We start from the raw sequence: 23,089 nt of genomic DNA, 5'->3' as shown, positions 1-23,089 counted from the left end.
AGGGTCACGCGGTGCGGACCCGACGGCGCGTCACCGGTCGCCGTCGGTCCGCGCTTGGTCGCCGGACCGGACGATGCGATCTTCTCATTGCCCCTGCCCCGACCGGTGCGCCGGTCCGCGCCGGCCCCTCCGATATTCACTCTGCGTTGTCAGTGGGGGGTGCCAGAATGGTCGGCATGTCGAGGGGAACGGGGAATGACATGGTGAACAGGGGTGTGGCGGGCGCGCGGACCGTCGAGGAGCTGACGGCGGCCGTCACGGATGGTGAGCGTCCGCAGTACGTCTTCTTCTGGGGGCACCGGCCGCGGCGGGACGGCTCGGTGGGGCCCGGCTGCTTCAGCCAGTGGTGGCCGTCGCCCTTCACGGTGGACGGCACGGTCTACGCGACGGCCGAGCACTGGATGATGGCGGGCAAGGCCCGGCTGTTCGGCGACGCCGAGGCCGAGGCCCGGGTGCTGGCGGCGGGCCACCCCAAGCAGGCGAAGGACGCCGGGCGGACGGTGCGCGGCTTCGACGAGGACACCTGGCGGCGGCACCGCTTCGAGCTGGTCGTCGAGGGCAGCGTGCACAAGTTCGCGCACGACCCGGAGCTGCGGGAGTACCTGCTCGGCACCGGAAGCCGGGTGCTGGTGGAGGCCAGCCCGCTGGACCGGGTGTGGGGCATAGGTCTGGCGGCGGATGACGAGCGCGCCGCGGACCCGGCCCGCTGGAACGGGCTGAACCTGCTGGGCTTCGCGCTGATGGAGGCGCGTCAGCGGCTCGCGGCCGGCACCAGCGGGCCCCGGCCGGAGGCGCCCGCCGCGTAACCGCCGACGGCGCCGGACGCGCCCGACGCCCGGTAGGCCACGTCGGAGATCTCGGTGACGTCGGGATCGTCGACGTAGTGGTCGTCGTCGTGCGCGGGGTCGTCCGGGGTGTTGAGCACCAGGACGAGGACGGCGACGGAGGCGGCCAGCCCCAGCGCGCCCAGGATCAGCCCGGCCACGGCCTGTCCCCGGTTGGTCGCCACGCCCCGGACGGCCTTCGCGCGCCCGACCGCGCCGAATATGACGGCGAGGACACCGAGGACGAGCCCCAGCACCACGGAGACGGCGAGGACGAGCGACACGATGCCCAGCACCAGGGCGGCGGTGCCGAAGCCGTTGTCGGGGACGGCCGGCGCCATGGGCGCCATCGGCCCGTAGTACACCGGGAGTCCGGAACCGCCGGGGAGGCCGGGGGCGGGCGCCGGACCCGCGTAGGGGCCCGGCCCCTGGGGCGCGCCGCCGTACGCCGGGTACGCCGGCCCGTACGGCGAGCCGGCCCGCGGCACGTTGGGGAAGCCGGCCGGCGTCCCGTAGGGGGCGGAGGGCCGCCACGCGCTCGGGGTGCCGGGGCCCGTCGGGGCCGGGGGGACGGGCGGCACGACGCCTTCCGGCAGCGGCGGCGCCTGCGGCGGTACGGCCTGGTGCCGCGGCGGGTGGACGGCGTCGGGGCCCTTGCCGAGCGGGACTCCGCCCCCGTCGAGCGGCACCCCCCGCTCCGGCCGCGCCCACGGGTCGCGGTCCCGCGGCTCCTGCTGCGCACTGCCCGTGTCGGACACTGACCCTCCCCTGCTCACCCGCCATGCTACGGCCTCCCCGACGGCGGCGGAGACCCCCCGCATACGATGATCGGCACCCGCCGACCGACCAGCCCCCGGAGGCCCGCATGTCAGCGCTCGACCCCTTCATCGCCGGCCTGCCCAAGGCCGAGCTGCACGTGCACCACGTCGGTTCGGCCTCGCCGCGCATCGTCGCCCAGCTGGCGGCCCGGCACCCCGACTCCCCGGTGCCCACCGACCCCGAGGCGCTGGCCGACTTCTTCACCTTCCGCGACTTCGCGCACTTCATCGAGGTCTACCTGTCGGTCGTCGACCTCGTCCGCGACGCCGAGGACGTCCGGCTGCTCACCTACGAGATCGCCCGGGACATGGCCCGGCAGAACATCCGCTACGCGGAACTGACGGTCACACCGTTCAGCTCGGTGCGGCGCGGCATCCCCGACGTGGCCTTCGTCGAGGCGATCGAGGACGCCCGCAAGGCGGCCGAGACCGAACTGGGCGTGGTGCTGCGCTGGTGCTTCGACATCCCCGGCGAGGCCGGCCTGGACGCGGCCGAGGAGACCGCCCGGATCGCCTGCGACCTGCGGCCGGACGGCCTGGTCTCGTTCGGGCTCGGCGGCCCCGAGATCGGCGTACCCCGCCCGCAGTTCAAGCCGTACTTCGACCGCGCCATCGCCGCCGGGCTGCACAGCGTGCCGCACGCCGGGGAGACCACCGGCCCGGAGACGATCTGGGACGCGCTGACCGCGCTGCGCGCCGAGCGCATCGGCCACGGCACCAGCGCCCCCCAGGACCCCCGCCTGCTCGCCCACCTCGCCGAGCACCGCATCCCGCTGGAGGTGTGCCCGACCTCCAACCTGGCCACCCGGGCCGTGACCGACATCGAGCGGCACCCGATCAGGGAGATGGCCGCCGCGGGCGTCCTGGTCACCGTCAACAGCGACGACCCGCCGATGTTCGGCACCGACCTCAACAACGAGTACGCGGTCGCCGCCCGGCTGCTGGAGCTCGACGCCCGCGGCGTCGCGGACCTCGCCAAGAACGCCGTCGAGGCGTCGTTCATGGACACGGCGGGCAAGGCCCGGCTCGCCGCCGAGATCGACGCGTACACGGCGGAACACACGGCGGCCCACGCGGGCTGACCGGCGGCGCGCGGCCGGGCCGCCGGGGCTCGTCCCGCGGCCCGCGCACGCTCCGGCCACAATGGGCGGATGCCGATCACCCGCGCCTTCCAGGCCGTCGCCCACCGCGGCGACCCGTACGTCCACCGCGAGAACACCCTGCCGTCCATCCGCTCGGCCCGGCGGGCCGGCGCGGCGGCGGTGGAGATCGACGTCCGCCTCACCCGCGACGGGGTGCCCGTCCTGCTGCACGACGCCACCCTGCGCCGGCTGTGGGGCCACGACCGCGCCCTCGCCTCGGTGACCGCCGACGAGCTGCGCGCCCTGACCGGCGGCGGAGTGCCGACGCTGCGGGAGGCGCTGGCGGAGGACGGCCCCGGGCGGCTGTTCGTCGACCTGCCCGACCCCTCGGCGGCGTCCGCCGCCGTCGCGGAGGTGCACGCGGCGGGGGCCGCCGGACGCGTCTACTACTGCGGCGGCACCGACTCCATGCGCGAGGTGCGGCGGGCCGACCCGGAGGCGGAGATCGCCCTCACCCGGACCACCCTGACCCCGCCCCCCGCGGCCCTGCTCGCCGCGGTCCGCCCGCACTGGCTCAACTACCGCTTCGGACTGGTGAGTCCGGAGCTGGTCGCCCGGCACCACGCCGACGGCTACCTGGTCTCCGCGTGGACGGCGGACACCCGGCGCTCCATGCGGCGCCTGCTGGCCGCCGACGTCGACTCGATCACGACGAACCGGGTGAGCACCCTGCGATCCCTGCTGGCCTCCTGAGAGACACCGCCCCCACAGCGCGGCCGGGACCGCGTCACAGCCCGACGATCTCGTTCCACTCCTTCGCGAACCCCGGCCGTTCCTTCGCCGTGATGTCGCGCGCCGTCGCCAGCCGCTTGCGCATGTCGTCCGTCGGGAAGACCAACGGGTTCTCCGCCAGCTCGGCGAGCTCCTTGTCCTTCGACGAGGCGAGCACCTCCCGGGCGGCGGGCACCGGGCAGACGTAGTTGACCGACGCGGCCAGCTCCGCCGCCACCTCGGGCCGGTAGTAGTGGTCGATCAGCTGCTCGGCACTGGCCTTGTGCCGGGCGAGGTCCGGGATCATCAGGCTCTCCGCCCACAGCTCCGCGCCCTCCTCGGGCACGACGAAGGCGATGTCCGGGTTGTCGGCCTGGAGCTGGATGATGTCGCCGGAGTACGCCTGGCAGGCCAGCACGTCGCCGGACGACAGCTCCTTGATGTAGTCGTTGCCGGTGAACCGGCGGATGTGCCGCTTGGCGACCAGGCGGCACAGCCGGTCCGTCATGCGGTGGAAGTCGTCGGCGGTCCACCGGGTGACGTCGACCCCGTCGCCGAGCATGAGCAGGGTGAACGCCTCGTCCATCCCGGACAGCAGGGTGACCCGGCCGCGCAGGTCGTCCTTCCACAGCTCGGCCGTGCTGCGGATCTCGCGGCCCAGCTTCTTGCGGTGGTAGGCGATGCCGGTGATCCCGGACTGCCAGGGCACGGAGTGCTTCCGACCGGGGTCGAACGACGGCTTGCGCAGCAGCGGGTCGAGGTTCCGGGCGACGTTCGGCTGCGCGGCCCGGTCCATCTCCTGCACCCAGCCGAGGCGGACGTAACGGGCGCACATCCAGTCGCTGACGACGATCAGGTCACGGCCGGTGTCCTGATGGTTCATCAGGGCGGGGCTGATCTTCCCGAAGAACTCGTCGTTGTCGTTGATCTCCTCGGTGTACTTCACCGAGACGCCGCTGCGCTTCTCGAACGCCTCCAGCGTGGGCCGCCGGCCGGGGTGCTTCTCGTCGGTGTCGATGTACAGCGGCCAGTTGGCGAACGACAGGCGACGGTCGGTGGCGGAACGATCCTTCGCGGCGCGGTCGCCGGGGGCGATGTAGGCGGCCGGGACTCCGCAGCCGGCGAGCGCGGCGGCACCCGCGCCGGCGACCGTCGCGCGCAGCAGGGAGCGGCGGGACAGGGGCTTCACGGGCTTCTCTCGCATGACGGCAGGATGGGGGAGCCGATCTTCGCGGACAAGGGGCGGGGTGTCCGGAGATCGCGGGTGCCGGCGGACGCTTCGCCGGGCCGTCGATGATACGGGACCGCCGGGGGCGGGATCAGTCGCGGGGGAACTTGTCGGTGGCGATCGTCAGGCCGAGCGGGGTGCAGGTGAGGTCGATCGGGTCGCCGAAGTCGACGGTGACCTCGCTCCGGTAGGTGTCGCCCTTCGGAGACGTGAAGACGTGGCACTGCCCGCTGTACGGGTCGGCGATCACGTAGACGGGTACCTCCGCCTCGGCGTACGTCTGCTTCTTGGGTCCGTAATCGTTGACCGCGGTTCCCTGGGAGATGACCTCCACGATCAGTTCCGCGTCGGAGGGGGAGAACCTTCCCTTGCCGTCGGGCGTCGCCCCGTCGGCGATCTTCACGAGATCGGGACAGAACCCGTTCAGGTAGCCCGGGAAGTCGATGCGCACGTCCGAGTCGATTTCGGCGTCTTCGCCGAAGTGCTGCCGGAGCCGACAGGCGATCTCAAAAATGATCTTCCAGTGCGTACGACGCTGCGGTGACATGTGGACGACCCCTCGGACAACCTCGACCCTGTATCCCTCGGGGACCGGCTCCAACTGGTCGAACAGCTCATCCAGGCTGAGGCCATCGTTGTCGGTCACGGCGATCCCGTCCGTCAATTCGACTGTCATCGTGCCGCTCCTCCCCCTCCCGCGCGTACGTACGCGCAGCCGCACGGTTAAACGATAAACGCGGGCCCCGGGACACGGCCTGTCCCGGAGCCCGCGTTCGGACGCGCGTGGCGTCAGCCCAGCGACGTCATCACGTGCTTGATCCGCGTGTAGTCCTCGAACCCGTACGCCGACAGGTCCTTCCCGTAGCCGGACTTCTTGAAGCCGCCGTGCGGCATCTCGGCGACCAGCGGGATGTGGGTGTTGATCCACACGCAGCCGAAGTCGAGCCGCTTCGACATCCGCATGGCGCGGGCGTGGTCCTTGGTCCACACGGACGAGGCGAGGGCGTACTCGACGCCGTTGGCGTAGGCGACGGCCTGGTCCTCGTCCGTGAAGGACTGGACGGTGATGACCGGGCCGAAGACCTCGTTCTGGACGATCTCGTCGTCCTGCTTCAGGCCGGAGACGACGGTCGGGGCGTAGAAGTAGCCCTTGTCGCCGACGCGGTGGCCGCCCGCCTCGACCTTGGCGTGCGCCGGGAGGCGGTCGATGAAGCCGGTGACCTGGGCGAGCTGGTCGGCGTTGTTGAGCGGGCCGTAGAGCACGTCCTCGTCGTCCGGCTGCCCGGTCCTGGTGTCGGCCGCGGCCTTGGCGAGGGCGGTGACGAACTCGTCGTGGACGGACTCGTGGACGAGCACGCGGGTGGCGGCCGTGCAGTCCTGGCCGGCGTTGAAGTAGCCGGCGACGGCGATGTCCTCGACGGCCTTGGCGAGGTCCGCGTCCTCGAAGACGACGACGGGCGCCTTGCCGCCGAGCTCCAGGTGGACGCGCTTGACGTCCTTGGCGGCGGACGCCGCGACCTGCTGGCCGGCCCGCACGGAACCGGTGACGGAGGCCATGGCGGGCACCGGGTGCTCCACCATCAGCCGGCCGGTGTCGCGGTCGCCGCAGACGACGTTGAAGACGCCCTTGGGGTGGCCGAGCTCCTCCAGCACCCCGCCGATGATCTCGGCGAGCAGCACGGTGGAGGCCGGGGTGGTGTCGGACGGCTTGAGGACGACGGTGTTGCCCGCGGCGAGGGCCGGGGCGAACTTCCAGACGGCCATCATCATCGGGTAGTTCCAGGGCGCGACCTGGGCGCAGACGCCGACCGGCTCGCGGCGGATGATGGAGGTCATCCCCTCCATGTACTCGCCGGCGGAGCGGCCCTCCAGCAGCCGGGCGGCGCCCGCGAAGAAGCGGATCTGGTCCACCATCGGCGGGACCTCCTCGCTGCGGGTGAGCGCCAGCGGCTTGCCGGTGTTCTCCGACTCGGCGGCGATCAGGTCCTCGGCCCGGGCCTCGATCGCGTCGGCGATCTTGAGCAGCACCTTCTGGCGCTCGGCCGGGACCAGGTCGCGCCAGACCGGGAAGGCTTCCTCGGCGGCGGCCATCGCGGCGTCCACGTCGGCGGCGCCGGACAGCGGAGCGGTGGCGTACACCTCGCCCGTGGCCGGGTTGACCACGTCGGTGGTCCGCCCGTCCGCGGCGTCCCGGAACTCCCCGTTGATGTAGTTGCGCAACCGGCGCGGCTCGGTGGTCACGGTGTGCACCTCTCCTGTGAGATGTCCGAAGGGCGAGACGCCCAGCCTAGCCAGGAGGACCACGCTTTCGATATACCCACCAGCCAGGAGCAACGGAATCAGTTATTCAGGCACCCCACGACAACGGATTTCATCGCTTGATGCTTGCCATACGGCGGAGTCCTCATGCACAGTGACACCGTGGCCACTCGTAACGCAGCGGATTCCAAGGGCGCCCACAGCGCACCACCCCTCGACGCCGTCTCCCTGGCGATCATCGAACAGCTCCAGGAGGACGGGCGCCGACCCTACGCCGCCATCGGCAAGGCCGTGGGGCTCTCCGAGGCGGCCGTCCGGCAGCGCGTGCAGAAGCTGCTGGACCAGGGCGTGATGCAGATCGTCGCGGTCACCGACCCGCTCACCGTGGGCTTCCGCCGGCAGGCCCTGATCGGCATCAATGTCGAGGGGGACCTCGACCCGGTCGCCGACGCCCTCACCGCGATGGACGAGGTCGAGTACGTCGTGGTGACGGCCGGCTCCTTCGACCTGCTCATCGAGATCGTCTGCGAGGACGACGACCACCTGCTGGACGTCATCAACAAACGCGTCCGCGCCCTGCCCGGTGTCCGCTCCACCGAGAGCTTCGTCTACCTCAAGCTCCGCAAACAGACCTATACATGGGGAACCCGATAGCCGTGAGCAGCAAGGACCTCTCCCAGACGGCGTACGACCACCTGTGGATGCACTTCACCCGCATGTCGTCGTACGAGAACGCCCCCGTGCCGACGATCGTGCGCGGCGAGGGCACGTACATCTACGACGACAACGGCAAGCGCTATCTGGACGGCCTGGCCGGGCTGTTCGTGGTCCAGGCGGGCCACGGCCGGGCCGAACTGGCCGAGGCCGCCGCCAAGCAGGCGCAGGAGCTGGCCTTCTTCCCGGTGTGGAGCTACGCCCACCCCAAGGCGATCGAACTGGCCGAGCGGCTGGCCCACTACGCGCCGGGCGACCTGAACAAGGTCTTCTTCACCACGGGCGGCGGCGAGGCCGTCGAGACGGCGTGGAAGCTCGCGAAGCAGTACCACAAGCTCACCGGCAACCCCGGCAAGTACAAGGTGATATCGCGGGCCGTGGCCTACCACGGCACCCCGCAGGGCGCGCTGGCCATCACCGGACTCCCGGCTCTCAAGGCCCCCTTCGAGCCCCTGGTCCCCGGCGCCCACAAGGTGCCCAACACCAACTTCTACCGGGCGCCGATCCACGGCGACGACCCCGAGGCGTTCGGCCGCTGGGCCGCCGACCAGATCGAGCAGCAGATCCTCTTCGAGGGCCCCGACACCGTCGCCGCCGTCTTCCTGGAGCCGGTGCAGAACGCCGGCGGCTGCTTCCCGCCGCCGCCCGGCTACTTCGCGCGGGTACGCGAGATCTGCGACCGGTACGGCGTACTGCTCGTCTCCGACGAGGTCATCTGCGCCTTCGGCCGGCTCGGGACGATGTTCGCCTGCGACAAGTTCGGCTACGTCCCGGACATCATCACCTGCGCCAAGGGCATGACCTCCGGCTACTCCCCCATCGGCGCGGCCGTGGTCTCCGACCGGATCGCCGAGCCGTTCTTCAAGGGGAAGAACACCTTCCTGCACGGCTACACCTTCGGCGGCCACCCGGTCTCGGCCGCGGTCGCGCTGGCCAACCTCGACCTGTTCGAGCGCGAGGGCCTCAACCGGCACGTCCTGGACCACGAGGCGGACTTCCGCGCCACCCTGGAGAAGCTGCGCGACCTGCCGATCGTCGGCGACGTGCGCGGCGACGGCTTCTTCTACGGCATCGAGCTGGTGAAGGACCAGGCCACCAAGGAGTCGTTCACGCCGGAGGAGTGCGAGCGGCTGCTCTACGGCTTCGTGTCCAAGCGGCTGTTCGAGGACGGCCTCTACTGCCGCGCCGACGACCGCGGCGACCCGGTCGTCCAGCTCGCCCCGCCGCTCGTCGCCGACCAGGGCACGTTCGACGAGATCGAGCAGATCCTGCGCGGCGTCCTCACCGAGGCGTGGGCGCGGATCTGACGGCCTGACGGGTCCGGCGGGGGCCCGCGCGCGCCACGTCGGCGGTGCGCGCGGGCCTCTGTCGCGTGCGCCCGCCCCTTGAGACCGTTTCCGCCCCCGCACACCCTCTTCGCACCCTCGCGCCATGAGCCCGATGGGAGGAAAGTGGGCCACTCCTGGACCACTCCCGCGCCGAGCCTGGACCGGGGCTAGGATCCCCGTTCCGTACGGTGCCAGTGACCCAATGGCCCCCGGTTCGTTCACCCGGACAGGGGAACGGACCCTCCAGCGACCCGAGGTGTGCTCGAAATGGTGGCCCCGCCGGACAACGACGTGCTCTGGGCACGCGGCCTGCACTACTCCTACAACGGTTCCCCCGCCCTCGCAGGCGTGTCCATCGGCATCCGCGAGGGCGAGGTCCTCGCGGTCACCGGGCCGCGCGGCGCGGGGAAGACCACGCTCCTCAAGTGCCTCTCCGGCCAGCTCGTACCCGACTCCGGCGAGGTCTGGTTCAACAGCGCGCCGGTGCACACCCTCCCCCGCGCCGGGCGCGAACGGCTGCGGCGCGAGCGGTTCGGCTGGATCGACAGTACCCCGCACCTGGTGCCCGAACTCACCGGCTGGGAGAACGCCGCGCTCCCCCTGCTGGCCCGGGGCACCGGCCACCGCGCCGCCAAGCAGGCCGCCGCCGAGTGGCTCGAACGGCTCGACGTCGGCGACTGCGCCCGCAAACGGCCCGCCGCGCTCTCCCGCGCCCAGTGCCAGCGGATCTCCGTCGCCCGCGCCCTGGCCTGCGAGCCCGCCGTCGTCTTCGCCGACGACCCCACCGCGCCGCTGCACAGCACCGACCGGGCCCAGGTCCTGCGCACCCTCACCACCGCGGCCCGCTCGCACCACATCACGGTCGTCCTCGCGACGCCGGACGACGAGGGCGCCGCGCTCGCCGACCGGGCGGTCGGCCTCGCCGACGGCCGCCGGGGCGGCGGCATCCCCGCACCGGACGCGCCCGACGGGGAGGGCAGGGCCGCGTGCTCAGTCTCCGCCTGACCCGGGGCGCGCACCCGCTCGTCCTGCTGCGGCGCGTGCTGGTCGCCGCCGCCGCGGCGGGCGCCGCCTTCCTGCTGCTCTGCGCCCTCGGGTACGCCGTCGCGCACCCGAAGCGGCCGGAGGAGGGGGTCGTGCGGCTGCTGTGGTGCGTGGTCCCCTGCGCGGCGGTCGTGCACTTCGCCCTGGCGGTGGCCCGGACGGACCCCGCCACCCGGCCCCGGGACGGGCTGGACGCGATCGGTCTGGGGCCGGTGCGGCTCGCCCTGCTGGCGGCCGCCTCCACGGCCGTCACCTGCGGACTCGGCAGCGGCGCGGCGCTCCTCGGCTACCTCGAACTGCGGGGCGACCTCGGCGGCACCCCGCTGAGCGGTACGGCGAACCGGCTGCTGGACGGCGGCCACGCCCTGCCGTGGGCCGCCACCGTGACCCTGCTCGCCGTGCTGCCCGCCGTGAGCGCCGGCGTGTGCGCCCTCGTTCTGCGCCCGCGCGAAGAGCAGCGCAAGCGCCCGGGACCGGCGCACGCCCGTCCGCAGCCGGACGACGGCTCGGCGCCGCCGCGTGGCGCGTCCGCCCGCCCCTCGTACGCCGGGCTCCCGTGGGGCGTCGCCGTCATCGCCACCGGCCTGGCACTGGTGGCGTACGTGGGCCACGCGCCCGCACCGGAACCGGGCCGGCTGCTGGCCCTCCCCGGCCAGGACGGCGGGGCATCCCCCGGCCTCCTCGGCGGCTGGCTGCTCACCGTGTTCGGGCTGGTCCTGGCCGGCCCGGGGCTGACCCACTGGTGCGGGGCGGCGCTCGCGGCCGGCCGGCCCGGCGCGGTCCGGATGCTGGCCGGGCGCACCCTCCAGGACGCGGCGACGCGGCTGGGCCGACCGCTGGGCGTGCTGTGCGCGGTCGCGGCCGGCGCGCTGGCCGCCGCCGAGCTCTACGGAGTGGCCTGGGAGGGCGCCGGCCCGCGGCCGTTCGGCCCGCTCACCGGGCTCGGCGCGGCCGTGGTCATGGCCTCCGCGACCGCCACGGCGATCACCGCGGCGCTGGACGCGCGGCAGGTCCGCTCCGAGACCACGGCGGCGCTGCTGCGGCTGGGCCTTCCGGGGTCGCTGCTGCGGGGCGCCGCCGCTGTGCGGACCGCGGCGCTCGTCGTTGTGCTGGCCCCACTGACGTGGGTGGTCGCGGAGCTGGCGGCGCTGCCGCTGACGCGGTGAGGGTGCCCCGGTCCCGCCCTTTCTCCGTTTCTTGCGGGGGCAAGCCCCCGCACCCCCGAAACCGCGCTCCGCGCGGTTGTCCTCAAGCGCCGGACGGGCTGAATTCAGCCCGTCCGGCGCTTGAGGACAAGGGGGGTCTGGGGCGCAGCCCCAGGAAACGGCGAAAGGGCGGGACCGGGGCAACCCCCTACACGCGCTGCACGGGTGCCTCCGCCCCCTCCACAGCGGGCGCCGCCACCCCATGGCTGTCGGGCTCACCGAACCAGGCGACGGCGACCGCGCCGGCGACGGCCAGGACGAAGCCGAGGACGGCCACCCAGGCAAAGCCGGCACGCGAAGCGTCCCCGAGCAGCAGAACCCCGATGATGCCGGGCAGAATCGTCTCGCCGACGACGAGCGCGGCCGTCGCCCCGTTCACCGACCCGATCTGCAGCGCCACCGTGTGCAGGTACATCCCCACACCACCCGAGATCAGAATCGCGTAGAGCGCCGGATCGGCGAGCATCGTCGGCACGTCGAACGGGTCGATGCCGTCGAGGATCCGCACGCCGACGCCAATGGCGCCGAAGCCCAGGCCGGAGAGCAGGCCGGCGAGGATCGCGGCCCGGGAGCCCATCAGGCGCACGGCCACCGTGCCACCGGCCATCAGCACCACGGAGATGATCAGCAGCCACCAGTGCGTGGACCGTGCGGTCTCCCCGCTGCCCTCGTGCCCGGCGGCGGTGGCGAGCAGCACCAGGGCGGCGCAGACGACCGCTATGGACGCCCACTCGGGACGCTTGAGCCGGATGCCGAGCAGCTTGATGCTGAGCAGCGCGGTGACGATCAGGTTGGCGCTGATGACCGTCTGGGAGAGGAAGAGGGGCAGCATCCGGGCGGCGAGCGCGCCGAGGCCGAAGCCGAGGAAGTCCAGGACCGTGCCGACCATGAACTCCCAGGTCACTGCGGCCTTGGCGGTGGAGGACAGGCTGGGTCCGCCATGCTGGGTCACGCCCGTGTCGGGGGACGAGGCCGCCTCCCGGAGGGCGGATTTCCGCGATCCGACGGCTTGCAGGACCGAACCCGTGCCGTAGCACGCCGAGGCCGCGACAGCCGTCACCAGGCCGATGATCACCAATTGCTCCGTTCGCCAATGAACCGCCTGCTCCTGAACCAGACGTTCAACACGACGCCGAAGTTGCCTTGGGTCAAGAAAAGGTCAAGAAAAAGGGGGGGTGCCCCTATCTGTTTCGTCAACCCTGGCGGGGCTGGTTCGTAGGGGTTCGTGCTGGTTTTCGGGAACGTCCCGCGAAGCGGGATGTTCCCGGCGGCTCGGGTGCGGTGCGGGCAGGGCGGTGGCCGGCGTGGCGGGGGTGGCCGTGCCGGTGACGGGATGGAGCGGGCTGGAAGAGGCAGGGGGTGGGGTGGGTGTCAGGCAGCGAGGTCGAGGGCGCGGGGTTCGTAGAGGGTGCCGTTGCGGATCATCGCGTGGATGACGTTCACGCGTTGCCGGGCCAGGCGGAGGATCGCCTGGGTGTGAGTCTTGCCGCGGGTTCGCTGGCGGTCGTAGTAGATCCGCGAGGACGGGTCGCTCTTGCAGCCGGTCGCGGCGAACGCGGCCTGGAACAGGGCGCGTTTGAGGAGCCGGTTGCCGCGGTGGGGAGCGTGCTCGCCGCGGATGGAGGTGCCCGAGGACTTCGTTGCGGGGGCGAGTCCGGCGTAGGAGGCGAGGTGTCCGGCGGTGGGGAAGCCGGTGCCGTCACCGATCGCGACGATCACCGCGGCGGTGGTCCTGACGCCCATGCCGGGCAGGGACGTCAGGAGGTGGAAAAGAGGGAGGGCCTCCAGCAGGGCGGCGATCTCCTGCTCGGTGGCCTGTCGCTGGGTGTGGGCGGCGGCGAGCTGAGCGGCCAGGCCCGGAACGATCAGCGCGGACGCCTCGGTGCCGGGAACGACGAGAGTCTGCTCGGCCAGCGCGTCGGAGATCTCCCCGGCCAGCTGCTTCGCCTTGCGCGAGCCGTGCGCTTTGAGCAGGGCCTCGCAGCGGGCCCGGCCGAGTCTCTTCAGCTTCGCCGGGGAGCCGTGCCGGGCCAGGAGGGCTTGGACGTAGGGGTAGGCCAGGCGCGGGCCGAGCACGCGTTCCAGGGAGGGGTGGATCTGGGAGAGCAGGCCGCGCAGCCGGTTGGTGGTGCGGTTCACCTCGCCGGCCAGGTCGTTGTCGTAGCCGGTGAGCATGGTCAGCTCGGCCAGTACCTCGTCGTCACGGTCCACCGCGCGCAAGGTGTGCGGCATGGTCCGGGCGGTCTCGGCGATCACGAACGCGTCGCGGGCGTCTGTCTTGGCCTCACCGGGATGCAGGTCGGCGGCCCGCCGCATCGACAGTCCCGGCAGGTAGGCCACCCGGCACCCGCTCGCGCGGGCCACCGTCAGCGGCAGCGCGCCGATGTTGGCGACCTGGTCCACGATCACCAGGACGGTACCGAACTTCGCCACCAGCTTGGTGAACAGCTCCAGCAGTTTCGGCTCGGTGTTGGGCAGCCGCTTGTCGTGCACGGTCCTGCCGTCCCCGGTCCGGCCGTGGGCGTGGTGGAACTCCTTGCCCAGGTCCAGGCCGAGGAAGAGATCTGTCGCGGTCGTGTCGACCATGTGCGCGTGCCCCTCGCCACTCGTCTCCCCAACTCCCGGCCGTCCCTGCGGCACCACACGCCGGCAACCACGTTACGCAGACATGCCACCCGTGAAGCGGTCCGGCATTGCGCCGAACCAGAGTGGTCGTCAGGCCCCTCATCAGCGGTCAAGCGGTGCCCCGAAGCCCGGCGGCAACACCCCCCAGGTCATGTACTTCGACAGGGGGCACACAGCCATACCGAGCCCGGGGGCCAGGCGCCCCGTTGCGGGGCCACGGAAAAGGTAACGGCGCCTCCCGGCGCTTCCGGCGCCTTCCCGCCGAATCGCTCAGCCGCCCAGCACTACCACGTGCTCGGCGTCGAACGCGACCGCCACCCGTGCACCCACTCCCGGCGCGTGCGCCAGCGCGCACGCCGCCTGGAGCGCCGGACCGTGCTCCGGACGGAGCGAGAGCAGCACATGGTCGCCCCGGAAGGTCCGGGCGGTGACCTCGCACGGCGGACCGTCCGCCACCAGCCGGACGCCGCCCGGCCGGACCAGCAGCAAGCACGGGCCCTCCGGTGCACCTGCCGGGACGGGCACCTTGCCCCACGGGGTGTCGGCCCGGTCGCCGGTCACGGTCGCGGCGACGACGTTGTCGAAGCCGAGGAAGCGGGCCACGAACTCGGAGGCGGGCCGCCGCCAGACCTCCAGGGGCGTGCCCTGCTGGGCGATCCGGCCGTCCCGCATCACCACCACCCGGTCGGCGAGCGCGAACGCCTCTCCCTGGTCGTGGGTGACCGCCAGCACGGTCGTCCCCAGCCGCCCGAAGAGCTGCCGCAACTCGGTGACCAGCCGCTCGCGCAGGCTCCGGTCGAGCTGGCCGAGCGGCTCGTCGAGCATCAGCAGCCGGGGGCTCGGGGCGAGCGCCCGGGCCAGCGCGACGCGCTGCTGCTCGCCGCCGGACAGCGCCGCGACGGACCGCCGCCCGGCGCCCGGCAGGCCCACCAGGTCGAGCAGCTCCGCGACCCGGCGCCGCGCCTCGTCGCGCCCGGCGCCGCGCGTGCGCAGCCCGAAGGCGACGTTCGCGGCCACGTCCCGCTGCGGGAACAGCTGGTGGTCCTGGAACATCAGCCCCACGCCCCGCCGGTGCACGGGCACCCCGCCGACGTCCTCTCCGGACAGGAACACCCGCCCGGCGTCGGCCCGCTGGAGCCCGGCGACCACCCGCAGCAGCGTGGACTTGCCGCTCCCGCTGGGGCCCAGGACGCAGACGACCTCGTGCTCGGCGACGTCGAGATCGACGGCGTCCAGGACGGTCCGGTCACCGAACCGGACGGTGACGCCTTCCAGGCGCAGCATCGGAGCCGGCGGCGTCGGAGCGGGCGGCATCGGAGCCGGCGGCATCGGAGCGGGTGGCATCAGAACTCCCCCGTGCGGTCGGTGCGTACGCGTTCCAGCACCAGCAGCGCCACGGCGCACACCAGCATCAGGATCGTGCTCAGGGCCATCGCCTGCCCGTAGTTCAGCTCCCCGGGCCGGCCCAGCAGCCGGGCCACGGCGACGGGAAGGGTGGGGTTGTCGGGACGGGCGATGAAGACGGTGGCGCCGAACTCGCCCAGCGAGACGGCGAAGGCGAAGCCCGCCGCGACCGCCAGGGCCCGGCCGACCATCGGCAGGTCCACCTCCCGCCACACCCGCAGCGGGGACGCGCCGAGCACCGCCGCGGCCTCCCGCAGCCGGGGATCGACGGCGCGCAGCACCGGCAGCATCGTCCGCACCACGAACGGCACCCCGACCAGCGCCTGGGCCAGCGGCACCAGGATCCACGAGGTCCGCAGGTCCAGCGGCGGCTCGTCCAGGGCGATCAGGAAGCCGAAGCCGACGGTCACGGCGGAGGTGCCCAGCGGCAGCATCAGCAGCGCGTCGAAGCCGCGCACCAGCCGGCCCTCGCGCCGGGTGAGCGCGGCGGCGGCCAGGCCGCCGACGACGACGGCGATGGCGGTGGCCGCGAGGCCGTACGCCAGCGAGTTGCCGATCGTCTCCAGCGGGGCGACGCCGAGCACGCCGTCGTCCCCGGCCGAGGCCAGGGCGCGGTAGAAGGCGAGGCCGTAGCCGTCGGGCCCGTCGAAGGAGCGCAGCACCAGCACCGCGAGCGGCAGCACGAGCAGCGCGGCCACACCGGCGAGGACGGCGGCCAGCAGCCCCCACTGGGCGGCGCCGCGCGGCCGGCGCGCGGTGCGGCGCGCGTCGACCAGGCGCAGCGTGGACTCGCGCCGGCGCACGGTCCAGGCGTGCACCAAGAGCAGCGCGGCGACGGCGGCGAACTGGACGAGGGTGAGGACGGCGGCCGTCGGCAGGTCGAGCAGTTCGGCGGTCTGCCGGTAGATCTCCACCTCCAGCGTGGCGTACCGCGGGCCGCCGAGGATCTGGACGGCGCCGAAGGAGGTGAAGGTGAACAGGAAGACCATCAGCGCCGCGGCGGCCACGGCCGGGGCGAGGGCGGGCAGCGTGATCCGCCGCCAGGCGGCGAACCGGCCGGCACCGAGGACCCGCGCGGCCTCCTCCTGCCGGGGGTCGAGCTGCGCCCAGAGCCCGCCGACGGTCCGGACGACCACGGCGTAGTTGAAGAAGACGTGGGCGAGCAGGATCGCCCAGACGGAGTTGTCGAGCCGGACGCCCCACAGCTCGTCGAGCAGCCCCCGCCGCCCGAGCAGCGCCAGGAAGGCGGAGCCGGCCACCACGGTGGGGAGGACGAACGGGACGGTGACCACCGCCCGCAGCAGCCCCTTGCCGGGGAAGTCGAAGCGTGCCATGACGTACGCGCCGGGGAGCGCGAGCAGCAGCGTGAGCGCCGTGGAGGCCGCCGCCTGCCAGGTGGTGAACCACAGGACGTGCCCGGTGGCCGGGTCGGTCAGCACCTCGCCGATCCGGCCGAACCGCCACCGTCCGTCCGTCTTCAGTCCCCGCGTGACGATCGCGGCCACCGGATAGGCGAAGAAGAGGCCGAAGAAGGCGAGCGGGACGGCCATCAGGCCGAGGCGGACCCCCGTGCGCCGGGGGCCGCGGTCCCTCGGGGCGGTTATTTCAGGACGATCGAGGACCATGCCTTGACCCACTGATCACGGTTCTTCGCGATCTTCTCGGGAGCGAGCGTCTGCGGGGCGTCGACCGTCGCGCCGAACTTGGTGAACAGCTCGGGCAGCTTCGCGTCCGTCACCACCGGCTTGACGTACATGCTGAGCGGCACGTCCTCCTGGAACCGCTTGCTCAGCAGGAAGTCCAGCAGCGCCTTGCCGCCCTCGGCGTTCTTCGCGCCCTTGAGCAGCCCGGCGTACTCGGTCTGCCGGAAGCAGGTGCCGGTCGCGACGCCGGTCGGCGCCTCGTCCGCGGACTTCGGCGGCTGCTTCATGCCCTGCACCTCGGCCGGCGGGCTGGAGGCGTAGGAGACGACGAGGGGCCGGTCGCCCTTGGCCTTGCGGCCGGCGGCGGAGCCGGAGAAGCGGTCGTTGTACGCCTGCTCCCAGCCGTCGACGACCTCGACGCCGTTGTCCTTGAGCTTCTTCCAGTAGTCCTGCCATCCGTCGTCCCCATACTTGCCGACGGTCGCGAGCTGGAAGGCGAGGCCCGGGGAGGAGGTGGCGGCGTTCTCGGTGACCAGCAGCCCCTTGTACTCGGGCTTCACCAGATCGTCGAAGGTCTTCGGCGGCGCCAGCTTGTGGTCGGTGAAGTAGGCGCGGTCGTAGTTGACGCAGATGTCACCGGAGTCGACCGGCGTCACACGGTGCTCGGGGTCATCGGCCCGGAACTCCTTCGCCACCCGGTCCAGGCCCTTGACCTCGTACGGCGCGAAGATCCCGTTGTCCAGGGCGCGGGAGAGCAGCGTGTTGTCCACGCCGAAGAACACGTCGCCCTGTGGGTGGCTCTTGGAGAGGATCGCCTGGTTCACCGCCCGCCCGGCGTCACCGCTCTTGAGCATCTTGACCTTGTAGCCGGTCTGTGCGGTGAACTCCTTGAGCACGTCCGGGGAGACGACGAACGACTCGTGCGAGACGAGGGTGACCGTCTTGCCGCCGTCCGTCTCCTTGGCCTCGTCGGAGCCGCCGCAGGCCGCGAGGGCCGGGACGGCCAGGGCGGTGACGGCGGCGGCGCCCAGGGCACGCCGGAGGGTGGTGTTCATGGTCGAGCTGACTCCCTACGCCGGTACTAACCGGATCAGGTCCGAGGGTCTGCGGCGCGGGCCGCACTCTCAGCGCTGTGTGCGCTCCCCTGTCGGATTGTTCATTTGTACGAGTGGTGCGAGTGCACCGTACCAGTGCGCTCGCCCGCTCCCCCGCCCCCGGCGGGGCTCAGCGCTCGGTCGCCGCCAGCTGGCCGCAGGCGCCGTCGATCTCCTGGCCGCGCGTGTCCCGGACGGTGACCGGGACGCCGTGCGCGGCGATCGCCGCGACGAACGCCCGCTCGTCCTCGGGACGGGACGCCGTCCACTTCGAGCCCGGCGTGGGGTTCAGGGGGATCAGGTTGACGTGCACCCGCTTGCCCTTGAGCAGCCGGCCCAGCAGGTCGCCGCGCCACGCCTGGTCGTTGATGTCCCGGATCAGGGCGTACTCGATGGAGATCCGGCGGCCGGACTTCTCCGCGTACTCCCAGGCCGCGTCCAGGACCTCGCGGACCTTCCAGCGGGTGTTGACCGGCACGAGTGTGTCGCGCAGCTCGTCGTCGGGCGCGTGCAGCGAGACCGCGAGGCGGCACTTGAAGCCCTCGTCGGCGAACCGGTGCATCGCCGGTACCAGGCCGACGGTGGACACAGTGATGCCGCGCTGCGACAGCCCCAGGCCGTCGGGCTCCGGGTCGGTCAGCCGGCGGATGGCGCCGACGACGCGCTTGTAGTTGGCCAGCGGCTCGCCCATACCCATGAAGACGATGTTCGACAACCGCGCCGGGCCTCCCGGGACCTCGCCGTCGCGCAGCGCCCGCATGCCGTCGACGATCTGGTGCACGATCTCGGCGGTCGACAGGTTGCGGTCCAGGCCGGCCTGGCCGGTGGCGCAGAACGGGCAGTTCATCCCGCAGCCGGCCTGCGAGCTGATGCACATGGTGACCCGGTCCGGGTACCGCATCAGGACGGACTCGACGAGCTTGCCGTCGTGCAGCCGCCACAGCGTCTTGCGGGTGGTGTCGTCGTCGCACGAGATGTGCCGTACGACGCTCATCAGCTCCGGCAGCAGTTCGCCCGCGAGCTTCTCGCGGGCGGCGGCCGGGATGTCCGTCCACTGCGCGGGATCGTGCGCGTACCGCGCGAAGTAGTGCTGGGACAGCTGCTTCGCCCGGAACGGCTTCTCACCGATGGCGGCGACGGCCTCCTTGCGCTCCGCGGGCGAGAGGTCGGCGAGGTGCCGCGGGGGCTTCTTGGCTCCGCGGGGGGCGACGAAAGTGAGCTCACCGGGAGCCGGACGTGCCACGATGGCTACTCCTCAAAACGACGAGGTCGGGCACCCCGCAGCGACGGGGACAACAGCAATACGATGCCGAAGCCCGGAGACCTCACTGGACGACCCCCACAGTGGCGGGGACGAGCGAAGGGCCCGCGGCGGCAATGCCACAGGCCCTTCCAGCGTACCTGGTGCTCGTCAGCCCGCGCCGACGAAAGCCACCAGCAGCAGCCACACCACCGGCGCGGTCGGCAGCAGCGAATCCAGGCGGTCCATGATCCCGCCGTGGCCCGGCAGCAGTCGGCCCATGTCCTTGATGCCCAGGTCGCGCTTGATCATCGACTCGCCGAGGTCGCCCAGGGTCGCGCTCACCGCGACGGCCAGGCCGAGCAGCAGGCCCTGCCACCACACCCCGTCGTCGATCAGGAAGCGCATGCACAGCGCGCCCGCCGCCATGGCGAACAGCACGGCGCCGATCAGGCCCTCGCGGGTCTTGCCGGGGCTGATGCGCGGCGCCAGCTTGCGCTTGCCGAAGCGCCAGCCGACCGCGTAGGCGCCGGTGTCGCTGACCACCGTGAGGATCAGAAAGGTCAGCACCCGCCAGGCACCGTCGTCGGCGGCCAGCATCAGAGCCACGAAGGTGGCCAGGAACGGCACGTAGAACGCGGCGAAGATGCCCGCCGTGACGTCCTTGAGGTAGTCGTCCGGCGGCTCGGTCATCCGCCAGACCAGCACGGCGAGCGCGGTGAGGGCCATGGCCACCCACGCGCCCTCGGCGCCGTCCACGTACCCCGCGACGGTCATCGCGGCCCCGCCGATGGCGAGCGGCACCAGCGGCGCCTTGATGCCCTTGCGCTCCGCGAGCCGCGAGGTCAGCTCCCAGAGCCCGACGACCACGGCGATCACGATCACGCCGAGGAAGACGGGCTTGTAGACGAAGAGCGAGGCGACGATGACCGCGCCGAGCCCCAGGCCCACCCCTATCGCGGCCCTCAGGTCGCGGCCCGCGCTCTTCTTCCCCGCTTTGGGCGCCTGGGGGGCGGCGGGTTCGTGCGGCCGGATGTCGGGCTCCCCTCGGTCGCGGTCGTCGCTGTGGTCGCGTTCGTCACGGAACAGGGGGCCACCGAGGTGAGCGGCCCCCTGGTCACGGTCCTCCTGGTCTCCGCCTGCGTCGGGCACGATCGGCATGGGCCGAGTCTGCGCCGCCCCGGCCGCTTCGCGCACTGGACCCGCCGGGAACGGGGTGTGCCGGTCGGCGGATCCCCACTGCCCGGCGCGCGACGGGGTTCCCCAGGATGCGTCGTTCATCAGACCTCGAGCAGCTCGGATTCCTTGTGCTTGAGCAGCTCGTCCACCTGCGCCACGTACTTCGCGGTGGTGTCGTCGAGCTCCTTCTCGGCGCGGCGCACCTCGTCCTCGCCGGACTCCTTGTCCTTGACGAGCTTGTCCAGGGCGTCCTTGGCCTTGCGGCGGATGGAGCGGATCGAGACCTTGGCGTCCTCGCCCTTGCCCTTGGCGACCTTGATGAACTCCCGGCGGCGCTCCTCGGTGAGCTCGGGGAAGTTCACTCGGATGATGTTGCCGTCGTTGCTGGGGTTGACGCCCAGGTCGGAGTCGCGGATGGCCTGCTCGATGTTGCGCAGCGCGCTCTTGTCGAACGGGGTCACCACGGCCATGCGCGGCTCGGGGACCGAGAACGACGCCAGCTGGTTGATGGGCGTCAGCGCACCGTAGTAGTCCGCCACGATCTTGTTGAACATCGCCGGGTGCGCACGCCCGGTGCGGATCGCCGCGAAGTCCTCCTTGGCGACCACAACGGCCTTCTCCATCTTCTCCTCGGCTTCGAGGAGGATCTCTTCGATCACCACTTGCTCCTGGTGTTATCAGTAAGCAGAGCCTCGCCCCTGCGCGCGTCTTCTCCTGCACGGTGTCCGACCGGCAGGCGGTTGTCCATCCCCGGGCCGTGGTCTTCCCGCGGCCCCGGGTTGCCGTCCGCCGGCGCCCGGGGGCGCGGCGGACGGCCGTACGGGCGTGTCAGTCCCGCGTGCCCTGGTCGCTCACGAGCGTGCCGATCTTCTCACCCTTGACGGCGCGGGCGATGTTGCCCTCGGCGAGCAGCTCGAACACCAGGATCGGCAGCTTGTTGTCCATGCACAGGCTGATGGCGGTGGCGTCGGCGACCTTCAGGCCGCGCGCCAGCACCTCGCCGTACTCCAGGGCGTCGAACTTCACCGCGGCGGGGTTCTTCTTCGGGTCCGAGTCGTAGATCCCGTCGACGCCGTTCTTGCCCATGAGGATCGCCTCGGCGTGGATCTCCAGGGCGCGCTGGGCGGCGGTGGTGTCGGTGGAGAAGTAGGGCATGCCCATGCCCGCGCCGAAGATCACGACGCGGCCCTTCTCCAGGTGGCGCACGGCGCGCAGCGGGATGAACGGCTCGGCGACCTGGCCCATGGTGATGCCGGTCTGGACCCGGGTCTCCACCCCCTCCTTCACCAGGAAATCCTGGAGGGCGAGGCTGTTCATCACCGTGCCGAGCATGCCCATGTAGTCGGAGCGCGCCCGGTCCATGCCGCGCTGCTGGAGCTCGGCGCCGCGGAAGAAGTTGCCGCCGCCGATGACGACGGCGATCTCGTAGCCCTCGCGGACCACGGCCGCGATCTCCCGGGCGATGGCGTGCACGATATCGGGGTCGACACCGAGCCCTCCGCCGCCGGCGAAGGCCTCGCCGGACAGTTTCAGCAGGAACCGGCGGGGTTTCCCGTGGTCGTCGCTCTTGCCGTCGGCGGCCCGGTGGGCGTCCGCACCCTGATTCATTGGAGTTCTCCTCGTGCACATACGAAGAAGGCCATTGCCGGTGGGTCCTTTCGGTTCCCTCTGCGGCAATGGCCTCCTCGTCACATCAGCGGCCGGCCGGTGACCGGTCGGCTGCGTACGACCCTAGCGGGTCGCGGGTCAATCGCTGCCCTGCCGGGGCTCAGGCGCCGACGCGGATGCGGGCGAAGCGCTTCAGCGTGACACCGGCCTCGTCCAGGATCTTCTGGACGGTCTTCTTGTTGTCCTTGGCGAAGGGCTGGTCCAGCAGGACCTGCTCCTTGAAGAAGCCGGTGACGCGACCCTCGACGATCTTCGGCAGGGCGGCCTCGGGCTTGCCCTCCTCGCGCGCGGTGGCCTCGGCGACGCGGCGCTCGTTCTCCACGACCTCGGCCGGGATGGCGTCACGGGAGAGGAACTTCGGCGCGAACGCGGCGATGTGCTGCGCGACGTCCTTCGCGACCTCGGCGTTCTCCTTGTCCAGCTCGACCAGGACGCCGACCTGCGGGGGCAGGTCCGCGGCGGTGCGGTGCATGTACGCGGAGACGTAGCCGCCGGCGAACGCGGCGAAGCGGTCCACGACGATCTTCTCGCCCAGGGTGGCGTTGGCCTCGTCGATGAACGCCTGGACGGTCTTGCCGGCCTCGATCTCGGACGCGAGCAGCGCCTCGATGTCGGCGGGGGCGGTCTTGGCGACGTGGGCGGCGAGCGCCTCGGCCACGGCGATGAACTTCTCGCCCTTGGCGACGAAGTCGGTCTCGCACTTCAGCTCGACGATGACACCGGAGGTGTTGTCGTCGGCGATGGAGGAGACGACGGCGCCGTTCTCGGTCGTGCGGGACTCGCGCTTGGCGACGCCCTTCAGGCCCTTGACGCGGACGATCTCGACGGCCTTCTCGAGGTTGCCCTCGGCCTCGTCGAGCGCCTTCTTGCAGTCCATCATGCCGGCGCCGGTGAGCTCACGGAGCTTCTTGACGTCAGCGGCGGTGAAGTTCGCCATCGTTGAAATCCTTCTTGTGCACTGTG

21 protein-coding genes and 1 riboswitch are annotated in these 23,089 nt (G+C 72.1%); of the genes, 7 read left to right on the top strand and 14 right to left on the bottom strand.

Annotated features, from left to right (window positions below):
• Positions 1–200 precede the first annotated feature (200 nt).
• Entirely contained in the window at positions 201–806 is a 606-nt protein-coding gene (locus J7W19_RS23735; protein WP_086025266.1) for an NADAR family protein, read from the top strand.
• On the opposite strand, the gene J7W19_RS23730 is transcribed toward J7W19_RS23735, so the two are convergent.
• A complete protein-coding gene (locus J7W19_RS23730) occupies positions 752–1,582 on the bottom strand; it encodes a DUF4190 domain-containing protein (RefSeq protein WP_004949972.1) in 831 nt (276 codons plus the stop codon). The genes J7W19_RS23735 and J7W19_RS23730 overlap by 55 nt on opposite strands.
• A gap of 107 nt (positions 1,583–1,689) precedes the next feature.
• On the opposite strand from J7W19_RS23730, the gene J7W19_RS23725 reads away from it, so the two are divergent.
• Positions 1,690–2,724, top strand: a complete 1,035-nt coding sequence (locus J7W19_RS23725; RefSeq protein WP_004949968.1) for an adenosine deaminase — start codon at positions 1,690–1,692, stop codon at positions 2,722–2,724.
• A 69-nt stretch (positions 2,725–2,793) separates the two neighbouring features.
• Positions 2,794–3,477 carry a glycerophosphodiester phosphodiesterase gene (locus tag J7W19_RS23720; protein ID WP_004949965.1) on the top strand — a complete coding sequence of 228 codons (684 nt, stop codon included), beginning with the start codon at positions 2,794–2,796 and terminating at the stop codon, positions 3,475–3,477.
• 34 nt (positions 3,478–3,511) lie between these two features.
• Here J7W19_RS23720 and J7W19_RS23715 read toward each other — a convergent pair whose 3' ends face one another.
• The 3 genes from J7W19_RS23715 to J7W19_RS23705 form a co-directional block, all read right to left on the bottom strand.
• Complete coding sequence (locus tag J7W19_RS23715; protein ID WP_411848844.1) at positions 3,512–4,699, bottom strand: polyamine ABC transporter substrate-binding protein; 1,188 nt, start codon at positions 4,697–4,699, stop codon at positions 3,512–3,514.
• Positions 4,700–4,814: 115 nt separating this feature from the next.
• Positions 4,815–5,399 carry a Uma2 family endonuclease gene (locus J7W19_RS23710; protein ID WP_040891354.1) on the bottom strand — a complete coding sequence of 195 codons (585 nt, stop codon included), beginning with the start codon at positions 5,397–5,399 and terminating at the stop codon, positions 4,815–4,817.
• A gap of 113 nt (positions 5,400–5,512) precedes the next feature.
• Positions 5,513–6,964: a gamma-aminobutyraldehyde dehydrogenase gene (locus J7W19_RS23705; RefSeq protein ID WP_004949957.1), complete on the bottom strand. Its 1,452-nt coding sequence runs from the start codon at positions 6,962–6,964 to the stop codon at positions 5,513–5,515.
• A 165-nt stretch (positions 6,965–7,129) separates the two neighbouring features.
• Here J7W19_RS23705 and J7W19_RS23700 point away from each other — a divergent pair, with 165 nt between their 5' ends.
• The 4 genes from J7W19_RS23700 (at position 7,130) to J7W19_RS23685 (ending at position 11,234) form a co-directional block, all read left to right on the top strand.
• Entirely contained in the window at positions 7,130–7,636 is a 507-nt protein-coding gene (locus tag J7W19_RS23700) for an Lrp/AsnC family transcriptional regulator (protein ID WP_004949954.1), read from the top strand.
• Positions 7,621–9,003: an aspartate aminotransferase family protein gene (locus tag J7W19_RS23695; protein WP_078588162.1), complete on the top strand. Its 1,383-nt coding sequence runs from the start codon at positions 7,621–7,623 to the stop codon at positions 9,001–9,003. Before J7W19_RS23700 ends, J7W19_RS23695 begins: the two co-directional genes overlap by 16 nt.
• Before the next feature lie 288 nt (positions 9,004–9,291).
• Positions 9,292–10,029: an ABC transporter ATP-binding protein gene (locus J7W19_RS23690; RefSeq protein ID WP_004949949.1), complete on the top strand. Its 738-nt coding sequence runs from the start codon at positions 9,292–9,294 to the stop codon at positions 10,027–10,029.
• A complete protein-coding gene (locus J7W19_RS23685; protein WP_004949946.1) occupies positions 10,011–11,234 on the top strand; it encodes a hypothetical protein in 1,224 nt (407 codons plus the stop codon). Before J7W19_RS23690 ends, J7W19_RS23685 begins: the two co-directional genes overlap by 19 nt.
• A gap of 187 nt (positions 11,235–11,421) precedes the next feature.
• Here the strand turns inward: J7W19_RS23685 and J7W19_RS23680 are convergent, their stop codons facing one another.
• The 10 genes from J7W19_RS23680 to tsf form a co-directional block, all read right to left on the bottom strand.
• Positions 11,422–12,348: a DMT family protein gene (locus J7W19_RS23680; protein ID WP_004956575.1), complete on the bottom strand. Its 927-nt coding sequence runs from the start codon at positions 12,346–12,348 to the stop codon at positions 11,422–11,424.
• A 296-nt stretch (positions 12,349–12,644) separates the two neighbouring features.
• On the bottom strand, positions 12,645–13,859 hold the full coding sequence (locus tag J7W19_RS23675; RefSeq protein WP_004956465.1) for an IS110 family RNA-guided transposase: 1,215 nt from the start codon (positions 13,857–13,859) through the stop codon (positions 12,645–12,647).
• A 309-nt stretch (positions 13,860–14,168) separates the two neighbouring features.
• Positions 14,169–15,242 (bottom strand): ABC transporter ATP-binding protein, encoded by a 1,074-nt coding sequence (locus J7W19_RS23670; protein WP_233478161.1) that lies wholly within the window; start codon positions 15,240–15,242, stop codon positions 14,169–14,171.
• The gene (locus J7W19_RS23665; protein WP_078588023.1) at positions 15,242–16,927 is read right to left on the bottom strand and encodes an ABC transporter permease; all 1,686 of its coding nucleotides are present in this window, start codon (positions 16,925–16,927) and stop codon (positions 15,242–15,244) included. The genes J7W19_RS23670 and J7W19_RS23665 overlap by 1 nt, the downstream gene beginning before the upstream one ends.
• Entirely contained in the window at positions 16,903–18,000 is a 1,098-nt protein-coding gene (locus J7W19_RS23660; RefSeq protein ID WP_004944794.1) for a thiamine ABC transporter substrate-binding protein, read from the bottom strand. The genes J7W19_RS23665 and J7W19_RS23660 overlap by 25 nt, the downstream gene beginning before the upstream one ends.
• Positions 17,996–18,101, bottom strand: a riboswitch (TPP riboswitch). (Overlaps the previous gene by 5 nt.)
• Positions 18,102–18,169: 68 nt before the next feature.
• Positions 18,170–19,282 (bottom strand): dual-specificity RNA methyltransferase RlmN, encoded by a 1,113-nt coding sequence (gene rlmN / locus J7W19_RS23655; protein WP_004944802.1) that lies wholly within the window; start codon positions 19,280–19,282, stop codon positions 18,170–18,172.
• A 168-nt stretch (positions 19,283–19,450) separates the two neighbouring features.
• Positions 19,451–20,560: a phosphatidate cytidylyltransferase gene (locus J7W19_RS23650; RefSeq protein WP_004944806.1), complete on the bottom strand. Its 1,110-nt coding sequence runs from the start codon at positions 20,558–20,560 to the stop codon at positions 19,451–19,453.
• Positions 20,560–21,117: a ribosome recycling factor gene (frr, locus tag J7W19_RS23645; protein WP_004944809.1), complete on the bottom strand. Its 558-nt coding sequence runs from the start codon at positions 21,115–21,117 to the stop codon at positions 20,560–20,562. The genes J7W19_RS23650 and frr overlap by 1 nt, the downstream gene beginning before the upstream one ends.
• A 169-nt stretch (positions 21,118–21,286) precedes the next feature.
• Positions 21,287–22,066, bottom strand: coding sequence for a UMP kinase (gene pyrH, locus J7W19_RS23640; protein WP_004944811.1), 780 nt, complete (start codon positions 22,064–22,066; stop codon positions 21,287–21,289).
• A gap of 160 nt (positions 22,067–22,226) precedes the next feature.
• Positions 22,227–23,063 (bottom strand): translation elongation factor Ts, encoded by an 837-nt coding sequence (gene tsf, locus J7W19_RS23635; RefSeq protein WP_004944812.1) that lies wholly within the window; start codon positions 23,061–23,063, stop codon positions 22,227–22,229.
• Between the last annotated feature and the right edge of the window lie 26 nt (positions 23,064–23,089).

The sequence above is a fragment of the Streptomyces mobaraensis NBRC 13819 = DSM 40847 genome, from assembly GCF_017916255.1.
GTDB lineage: Bacteria > Actinomycetota > Actinomycetes > Streptomycetales > Streptomycetaceae > Streptomyces > Streptomyces mobaraensis.
Note: the sequence above shows the minus strand (reverse complement) of the source record. Positions and strands in the feature narration are given on the sequence as shown.

Bases quoted from the DNA above. Each gene is read 5' to 3' on its own strand.
- pyrH (WP_004944811.1), bottom strand. From the start codon at position 22,066: ATGAATCAGGGTGCGGACGCCCACCGGGCCGCCGACGGCAAGAGCGAC.
- J7W19_RS23700 (WP_004949954.1), top strand. From the start codon at position 7,130: ATGCACAGTGACACCGTGGCCACTCGTAACGCAGCGGATTCCAAGGGC.
- J7W19_RS23650 (WP_004944806.1), bottom strand. From the start codon at position 20,560: ATGAACGACGCATCCTGGGGAACCCCGTCGCGCGCCGGGCAGTGGGGA.
- J7W19_RS23660 (WP_004944794.1), bottom strand. From the start codon at position 18,000: ATGAACACCACCCTCCGGCGTGCCCTGGGCGCCGCCGCCGTCACCGCC.
- J7W19_RS23675 (WP_004956465.1), bottom strand. From the start codon at position 13,859: ATGGTCGACACGACCGCGACAGATCTCTTCCTCGGCCTGGACCTGGGC.
- J7W19_RS23735 (WP_086025266.1), top strand. From the start codon at position 201: ATGGTGAACAGGGGTGTGGCGGGCGCGCGGACCGTCGAGGAGCTGACG.
- J7W19_RS23695 (WP_078588162.1), top strand. From the start codon at position 7,621: ATGGGGAACCCGATAGCCGTGAGCAGCAAGGACCTCTCCCAGACGGCG.
- J7W19_RS23710 (WP_040891354.1), bottom strand. From the start codon at position 5,399: ATGACAGTCGAATTGACGGACGGGATCGCCGTGACCGACAACGATGGC.
- J7W19_RS23690 (WP_004949949.1), top strand. From the start codon at position 9,292: ATGGTGGCCCCGCCGGACAACGACGTGCTCTGGGCACGCGGCCTGCAC.
- J7W19_RS23670 (WP_233478161.1), bottom strand. From the start codon at position 15,242: ATGCCACCCGCTCCGATGCCGCCGGCTCCGATGCCGCCCGCTCCGACG.
- tsf (WP_004944812.1), bottom strand. From the start codon at position 23,063: ATGGCGAACTTCACCGCCGCTGACGTCAAGAAGCTCCGTGAGCTCACC.
- J7W19_RS23725 (WP_004949968.1), top strand. From the start codon at position 1,690: ATGTCAGCGCTCGACCCCTTCATCGCCGGCCTGCCCAAGGCCGAGCTG.
- J7W19_RS23720 (WP_004949965.1), top strand. From the start codon at position 2,794: ATGCCGATCACCCGCGCCTTCCAGGCCGTCGCCCACCGCGGCGACCCG.
- J7W19_RS23715 (WP_411848844.1), bottom strand. From the start codon at position 4,699: ATGCGAGAGAAGCCCGTGAAGCCCCTGTCCCGCCGCTCCCTGCTGCGC.
- J7W19_RS23665 (WP_078588023.1), bottom strand. From the start codon at position 16,927: ATGGTCCTCGATCGTCCTGAAATAACCGCCCCGAGGGACCGCGGCCCC.